This is a genomic window from Streptomyces sp. CRN 30, assembly GCF_034105845.1.
The window spans coordinates 20703-27727 of sequence record NZ_JAVRHI010000330.1; the positions used below are offsets into that span (position 1 = coordinate 20703).

Sequence of the window (7025 nt, forward strand, 5' to 3'; positions counted from 1 at the left end):
CGGCCCGCGCTCAGTCCGCCGCGCGCTCCGCGGTGAGGTACGCGATCACCATGTCGCCGAGCATCGCGCGGTGGCGCTCGCGCTGCTCCGGGGCGATGAGGTCCCGCCCGAACAGGGCGCCGAAGGTGGCCCGGTTGGCGACCCGGAAGAAGCAGAAGGAGCTGATCATCGCGTGCAGGTCGACGGCGTCCACGTCGGCCGTGAACAGCCCCGACTCCTGGCCCGTGGCGAGGATGCGGCGGATCACGTCCAGGGCCGGCGAGCCGATCTCCCGCAGCTTCTCGGAGGCGGCGATGTGCTCGGCGCCGTGGATGTTCTCGATGCTGACCAGGCGGATGAAGTCCGGGTGCCGCTCGTGGTGGTCGAAGGTGACCTCCGCCAGGCGCCGGATCGCCGCGACCGGGTCCAGGTGCTCGACGTCCAGCTCCTGCTCGGCCTCGCGGATCACGCCGTACGCCCGCTCCAGGACGGCCGTGAACAACTGCTCCTTGCCGCCGAAGTAGTAGTAGATCATCCGCTTGGTGGTGCGGGTGCGGGCCGCGATCTCGTCGACGCGGGCCCCGTCGTAGCCGGCGCGGGCGAACTCGCGGGTGGCGACGTCGAGGATCTCGGCCCGGGTGCGGGCGGCGTCGCGGATGCGCCCGTTGGATCGTGCCGGTTCGTCGACGTCGGTCATCGGTTTCCTTCGGCGCGGGCTGAGGCGGGAGTCGGTCCGGTGATTGTAGAAGGTCGGGTCTTCCCCGTGCCGGGCCCCTGCTGCTATGACTAACGTACTGGTTCGTACATTAGCTGGAGGTCCACGTGGCCAAGGACGCGTATCTCGTCGGACTGATCGGTTCCGGCATCGGCCCGTCGCTCAGCCCGGCGCTGCACGAGCGGGAGGCCGACCGGCAGGGTCTGCGGTACCTGTACCGGCTGCTCGACCTCGACGTCCTCGGCGCGGCGCCCGAGGCGGTGGGCGACCTGCTGCGCGCCGCCCGCGACCTCGGCTTCGACGGACTGAACATCACCCACCCGTGCAAACAGCTCGTCATCGGCCACCTCGACGGGCTCGCCCCGCAGGCGGAGGCGCTCGGCGCGGTCAACACCGTCGTCTTCGAGGACGGCCGGGCCGTCGGCCACAACACCGACGTCACCGGCTTCGCCGCCTCCTTCGCGCGGGGCCTGCCCGACGCGCCGCTGGAGCGGATCGTGCAGCTCGGCGCGGGCGGGGCGGGCGCCGCCGTCGCCCACGCCGCCCTCACCCTCGGCGCCGGGCGGATCACCGTCGTCGACGCGCTGCCCGAGCGGGCCGCCGCCCTCGCCGACTCCCTCAACCGCCACTTCGGACCCGGCCGCGCCGGCTCGGCCGCCGCCGACCGGCTGCCCCGCCTGCTGGAGGACGCCGACGGCGTCCTGCACGCGACCCCCACCGGCATGGCCGCCCACCCCGGGCTGCCGCTGCCCGCCGCGCTGCTGCACTCCGGACTGTGGGTCGCCGAGGTCGTCTACCGCCCGCTGGAGACCGAGCTGCTGCGCGCCGCCCGCGCCGCCGGCTGCGCCGTCCTCGACGGCGGCGGCATGGCCGTTTTCCAGGCCGTGGACGCGTTCCGCCTGTTCACCGGGCGGGAACCCGACAGTGCGGCCATGCTCGCCGACTTCCGCGACCTGGCCGGCGCCGTCTCCGCACCCCGCTAGCGCACGACAGGAACACTCGCCGGCGCACGACAGGAAGAGGTACCCAGGTGCGTACGTCCATCGCCACCGTCTCCCTCAGCGGCTCCCTCACCGAGAAGCTCACCGCCGCCGCGCGGGCCGGCTTCGACGGCGTGGAGATCTTCGAGAACGACCTGCTGGCGAGCCCTCTGGCTCCCGAGGAGATCCGGGCCCGCTGCGCCGACCTCGGTCTCACCATCGACCTCTACCAGCCGATGCGCGACATGGAGGCGCTCCCCGAGGAGCGGTTCGCCCGGTCCCTGAGGCGCGCCCGGCACAAGTTCGAACTGATGCGCAGGCTCGGCGCCAACACCGTCCTGGTCTGCTCCAGCGTCTCCCCGGACGCCGTCGACGACGACGCGCTCGCCGCCGCCCAGCTCCACGAAGTGGCCTCCCTCGCCGACGACTTCGGTATCCGCGTCGCCTACGAGGCGCTCGCCTGGGGCCGCCACATCAGCAGCTACGACCATGCCTGGCGCGTCGTCGAGACGGCCGGCCACCCCGCGCTCGGCATCTGCCTCGACAGCTTCCACATCCTCTCCCGGGACAGCGATCCCAAGGGCATCGAGGACATCCCGGGCGAGAAGATCTTCTTCCTCCAGCTCGCGGACGCGCCCCGCCTCGCCATGGACGTCCTGCAGTGGAGCCGCCACCACCGCTGCTTCCCCGGCCAGGGCGGCTTCGACGTCGCCGGACTGGTCCGCCACGTCCTGCGCACCGGCTACGCGGGACCGCTCTCCCTGGAGGTCTTCAACGACGTCTTCCGGCAGGCCGAGGCCGGTCCCACGGCCGTCGACGCCCAGCGTTCGCTCCGGCTGCTCCAGGAGGAGGTCGGCACGGCCGCGCCGCCCGCGCCCGTCGTCCCCACCGGCATCGCCTTCGCCGAACTCGTCACCCCGGACGCGCAGCCGGTCACCGCGCTCCTCGGCGCCCTCGGCTTCACCCGCGTCGCCCGGCACCGCGGCAAACCCGTCGACCTGTACGAGCGGGGCGAGGCCCGTGTCCTGGTCAACACCGGCCCGGCCGAACGCCGCGACGGCACCCGGCTCGCCGCCGTCGGCCTGACCTCCCCCGACCCCGCCGGGGCGGCCCGCCGCGCCGAGGCGCTGCTCGCCCCCGTACTGCCGCGTCGCCGCGGCCCCGGGGACGCGCCGCTCGACGCGGTCGCCGCGCCCGACGGCACCGAACTCTTCTTCTGCGCCTCACCCGGCGGTGAAGGCCCCGACTGGCGGGCCGACTTCACCGCCGACACCCCCGCGCCGACCGGACCGGAGAGCTGCCGCATCGACCACCTCGCCCTCACCCAGCCCTGGCACCACTTCGACGAGGCCGCCCTCTTCCACCGCAGCGTCCTCGGCCTCGGCCCGCAGCCGAGCGTGGACGTCGCCGACCCCTACGGCCTCCAGCGCAGCCGTGCCGTCGCGAGCGCCGACGGCCGGGTCCGCATCGTGCTCAGCGTGGGCGCGGCCCCCGCCGACGACACCGTCCACGCCCAGCACATCGCCCTCGCCACCGACGACGTGGTCGCCGCAGCCCGCGGCTACCGCGCCGCCGGCGGGCGGCTCCTGCCCATCCCGGCCAACTACTACGACGACCTCGCCGCCCGGTACGAGTTCGCCGACGGCGAGCTGGAGACCTACCGCGACCTGGGCATCCTCTACGACCGGGACGCGCACGGCACCTTCCGGCACTGCTACACGCCCACGGTCGGCCGGGTCTTCTTCGAACTGGTCCAGCGCGACGGCGGCTACCGGGGCTACGGCGCCCCCAACGCCTTCGTCCGCCTGGCCGCCCAGCACACGGCCCGCCCCTGAGAGGGAGCGCCCCGAAAGGGGCGCGGGGAACTGCGCGACCAGCCCTCACCGAGCCCGCACCCGAACACCGGACCCCCGTCACTGACGGCTGACGGACCGCGTCACACCCGCGATGACCGTCGACGCCAGAATCCACCCCATGACGATCAGCACATAGGACAGCGACTGGTACCAGCCCTCCGGTGCGAACGCCGTCTCCTGCCCGAACGACACGATCGGCAGCAGCAGGTCCAGCGTGTAGAAGACCGGACTGAACTCCGGCGCCTCGTCCGGCTTCAGCGCCGGCGGATGGTCGAGACCGTACGCGAGGGAGCCGGCCGCGAGCAGCGACAGCAGCCACGCGCCGGCCCGCAGCGGACGGAAGCCGTAGCCCACGGCGACGTCCTGGAGCAGACCCCAGAGCCGTCCGTACCAGGGCAGGGTGCGCCGGTGCCGGCGCAGCTTGGCCAGCTGTACGCGCCGGGCCCCGTCGTCGTCGCCGACGCGGCGGTACGCGGCCGTCAACTGCTCGTAGGAGTACGGCACATAGCCGTCGCCGTCGCGTTCCAGCATCGGCAGGCGGAGTTCGGCGGGGTGGTGCGGGACGAGCGCCGTGTAGGTGAGGTCGTTGAGGTACACCGCGTCCGGCACCATCGAGGGATCGAGGCTGAGGCTGTCTATCCGGGCGCGGCGCAGCCGCAGCGCGCCCTCGATCCGGCCGCCGCCGAACAGCCACAGCTCCCCGACGGCACAGCTCGTGGCGCGCAGCGCGGTGTCCCCGGGCCGGGACAGCCGGACGTGCGCCAGTTCGAGGGTGCCGGGGACGCGCGCGCCCCGGAAGTCGACGGTGCCCCGGGCCTGGAGGCAGGTGGCGGTCACACTCGATCCGACGGTGAGGTTCTGCGCGTCGAGGACGGTGGTGTCGGGCGCCTCCAGTACGGCGTCCTTGAGGTTGACCGTGCCGGTGACGGACGCGCCGGAGAGCCGTACGGAACCGTGGGTGCGCAGCCCCGGCGCCCACAGGTCGGCGCCGAGGACGGCCTGGTTGAGCTGGAGCACCGGCCCTTCGGTGTCCGGCGCCTCGATGCGGACGCTCTCCAGGTAGAGGCTCCCGGCGATCTCCGCGCCGGACAGCCGCACCGTGCCGTGGAACCGGGCCCGCGTCATCCGCAGCACCCCGTCCACCCGCACGGCGTGCGAGATCAGGCCGGGCAGCACGGACTCGCTGAGGTTCAGCTCGCGCAGCCGGGCGCCGTAGAACCGGGGCGCCGCCTCGAAGTGACAGTGCCGCAGCCGCACCGGGTGGTCGACGCAGGCGTACTCCAGGTCGAGGTTGCCGGTGACGCGGGCCCCCGCGAGGCTCAGCGAGGGCACCTCGCCGTCCTCCCGGGCGCCGCCGAGCAGCAGTGCGCGCAGCACGTCGGCCCGTACGGTCCGCTCCGGCCCCCAGCCGGCCCCGTCGCCGGGGTCGTCGTCGGGCGCGGTACGGAAGTCCACGTAGGTGCCCCGTGCGAACGCCCGCCACACCTCGGTCTCGGCCGGTGTCAGATCGTCGATCTCCATCAGCCGGGACTCTCGCGCGCCGGCCGGGCCCTGTCAATGAGGGCCCGGCGGCGACGAGTTCACCGCCCGGCGGTCACGGCCGGGTGTTCCACTCCGCGATCACCGGGCGGTCGTGTTCCGTCGACAGCCGGCTCAGCGTGCCGGTGGCGAGCTGGAACAGGCGCCCTTCGGCGGGCGGCAGGCCCAGCCTGCGGGCGGTGACCACCCGCAGGAAGTGGCCGTGCGCCACGAGCGCCACGTCGCCCTCGGCGAGCGCGGGCGCGACGCGGGCGAGCACCCGGTCGGCGCGGGCGCCGACCTCCTCGGGCGACTCGCCGGGGCTCTCCGCGCCGGGCGGCGCCCCGTGGGTCCACAGGTCCCAGTCGGGCCGGGAGCGGTGGATGTCCACGGTGGTGACGCCCTCGTAGCCGCCGTAGTCCCACTCGTGGAGGTCCTGGTCGGTCACGGTGCCGACCAGCCCGGCCAGTTCGGCGGTGCGCACCGCGCGGCCGAGCGGGCTGGTGAGGACGAGGGCGAGGGGACGGCCGGACAGCAGCGGGGCCAGCTCCTTGGCCTGCTCCTCACCGTGGGAGGTGAGGGGCAGGTCGGTGTGGCTGGTGTGCTGTCCGGTCAGGCTCCACTCCGTCTCGCCGTGGCGGACGAGCAGCAGATCTCCCACCGCGTGCTACTTCGTGGACTCGACGGCGTGGCCGCCGAACTGGTTGCGCAGCGCCGCGATCATCTTCATCTGCGGGGAGTCGTCCTGGCGGGAGGAGAACCGGGCGAAGAGGGAGGCGGTGATGGCGGGCAGCGGCACGGCGTGGTCGATGGCCGCCTCGACGGTCCACCGGCCCTCGCCGGAGTCGGCGGCCCGGCCGCGCAACTTCTCCAGGTGCGGGTCCTCGTCGAGGGCGTTGACCGCGAGGTCGAGCAGCCAGGACCGGATGACGGTGCCCTCCTGCCAGGACCGGAACACCTCCTGGACGTTGTCGACGGAGTCGACCTTCTCCAGCAGCTCCCAGCCCTCGGCGTACGCCTGCATCATGGCGTACTCGATGCCGTTGTGGACCATCTTGGCGAAGTGCCCGGCGCCGACCTTGCCGGCGTGGACGTAGCCGTAGGGGCCCTCCGGCTTGAGCGCGTCGAAGATCGGCTTCAGCCGGTCGACGTGTTCCTTCTCGCCGCCGACCATCAGCGCGTAGCCGTTCTTCAGGCCCCACACGCCGCCGGAGACACCGGCGTCGACGAAGCCGATGCCGCGCTTGCCCAGCTCCTCGGCGTGCTTCTCGTCGTCGGTCCAGCGGGAGTTGCCGCCGTCGATGACGATGTCCCGGGGCTTGAGGATGGAGCCGAGCTGGTCGACGACGTTCTGTGTGGCGGCACCGGCCGGGACCATGACCCAGACCGCGCGCGGGCCCTCCAGGCGGTCCACGAGGTCGACGAGGCTGTCCACGTCGGAGATCTCGGGGTTGGTGTCGTACCCGACGACGTCGTGGCCGGCGTTGCGCAGGCGGTCGCGCATGTTGCCGCCCATCTTGCCGAGACCGATGAGACCGATCTGCATGTCAGTGCACTTCCTTCAGTTCGCGGTAGGCGGCCACCAGCGCGGCCGTGGACGGGTCGAGGCCGGGGACGTCGGCGCCCTCGGTCAGGGCGGGTTCGACGCGCTTGGCGAGGACCTTGCCGAGTTCGACGCCCCACTGGTCGAAGGAGTCGATGTTCCACACGGCGCCCTGCACGAACACCTTGTGCTCGTAGAGCGCGATGAGCTGCCCCAGCACCGACGGGGTCAGCTCCTTCGCCAGGATGGTGGTCGTCGGGTGGTTGCCCTTGAACGTCCTGTGCGGCACCAGCTCCTCCGCGACGCCCTCGGCGCGGACCTCGTCGGGGGTCTTGCCGAAGGCGAGGGCCTGGGTCTGGGCGAAGAAGTTGGCCATCAGCAGGTCGTGCTGGGCGGCGAGCCGCTCGTCCAGCTCGCCGACCGGGCGGGCGAAG

The 7025-nt window shown here is 73.1% G+C and carries 6 protein-coding genes and 1 pseudogene; 2 read left to right on the forward strand and 5 right to left on the reverse strand.

Annotated features, from left to right (window positions below; genetic code table 11):
• Positions 1–10: 10 nt before the first annotated feature.
• Positions 11–676 carry a TetR/AcrR family transcriptional regulator gene (locus UW392_RS35510; RefSeq protein ID WP_320779324.1) on the reverse strand — a complete coding sequence of 222 codons (666 nt, stop codon included), beginning with the start codon at positions 674–676 and terminating at the stop codon, positions 11–13.
• A 125-nt stretch (positions 677–801) separates the two neighbouring features.
• Between UW392_RS35510 and UW392_RS35515 the strand changes: the two genes are divergently transcribed.
• Entirely contained in the window at positions 802–1677 is an 876-nt protein-coding gene (locus tag UW392_RS35515) for a shikimate dehydrogenase (RefSeq protein ID WP_320779325.1), read from the forward strand.
• Between the two features lie 47 nt (positions 1678–1724).
• Complete coding sequence (locus UW392_RS35520; RefSeq protein ID WP_320779326.1) at positions 1725–3509, forward strand: bifunctional sugar phosphate isomerase/epimerase/4-hydroxyphenylpyruvate dioxygenase family protein; 1785 nt, start codon at positions 1725–1727, stop codon at positions 3507–3509.
• 78 nt (positions 3510–3587) lie between these two features.
• On the opposite strand, the gene UW392_RS35525 is transcribed toward UW392_RS35520, so the two are convergent.
• The 4 genes and pseudogenes from UW392_RS35525 to UW392_RS35540 all read right to left on the reverse strand — a co-directional run.
• Positions 3588–5051, reverse strand: a complete 1464-nt coding sequence (locus UW392_RS35525) for a membrane-associated oxidoreductase (RefSeq protein ID WP_320779327.1) — start codon at positions 5049–5051, stop codon at positions 3588–3590.
• A 73-nt stretch (positions 5052–5124) separates the two neighbouring features.
• Positions 5125–5709: a histidine phosphatase family protein gene (locus tag UW392_RS35530; protein WP_320779328.1), complete on the reverse strand. Its 585-nt coding sequence runs from the start codon at positions 5707–5709 to the stop codon at positions 5125–5127.
• Between the two features lie 6 nt (positions 5710–5715).
• Positions 5716–6594 (reverse strand): phosphogluconate dehydrogenase (NAD(+)-dependent, decarboxylating), encoded by an 879-nt coding sequence (gnd, locus tag UW392_RS35535; protein ID WP_320779329.1) that lies wholly within the window; start codon positions 6592–6594, stop codon positions 5716–5718.
• A 1-nt stretch (position 6595) separates the two neighbouring features.
• Positions 6596–7025, reverse strand: a pseudogene (locus UW392_RS35540) (glucose-6-phosphate isomerase); the annotation flags it as partial.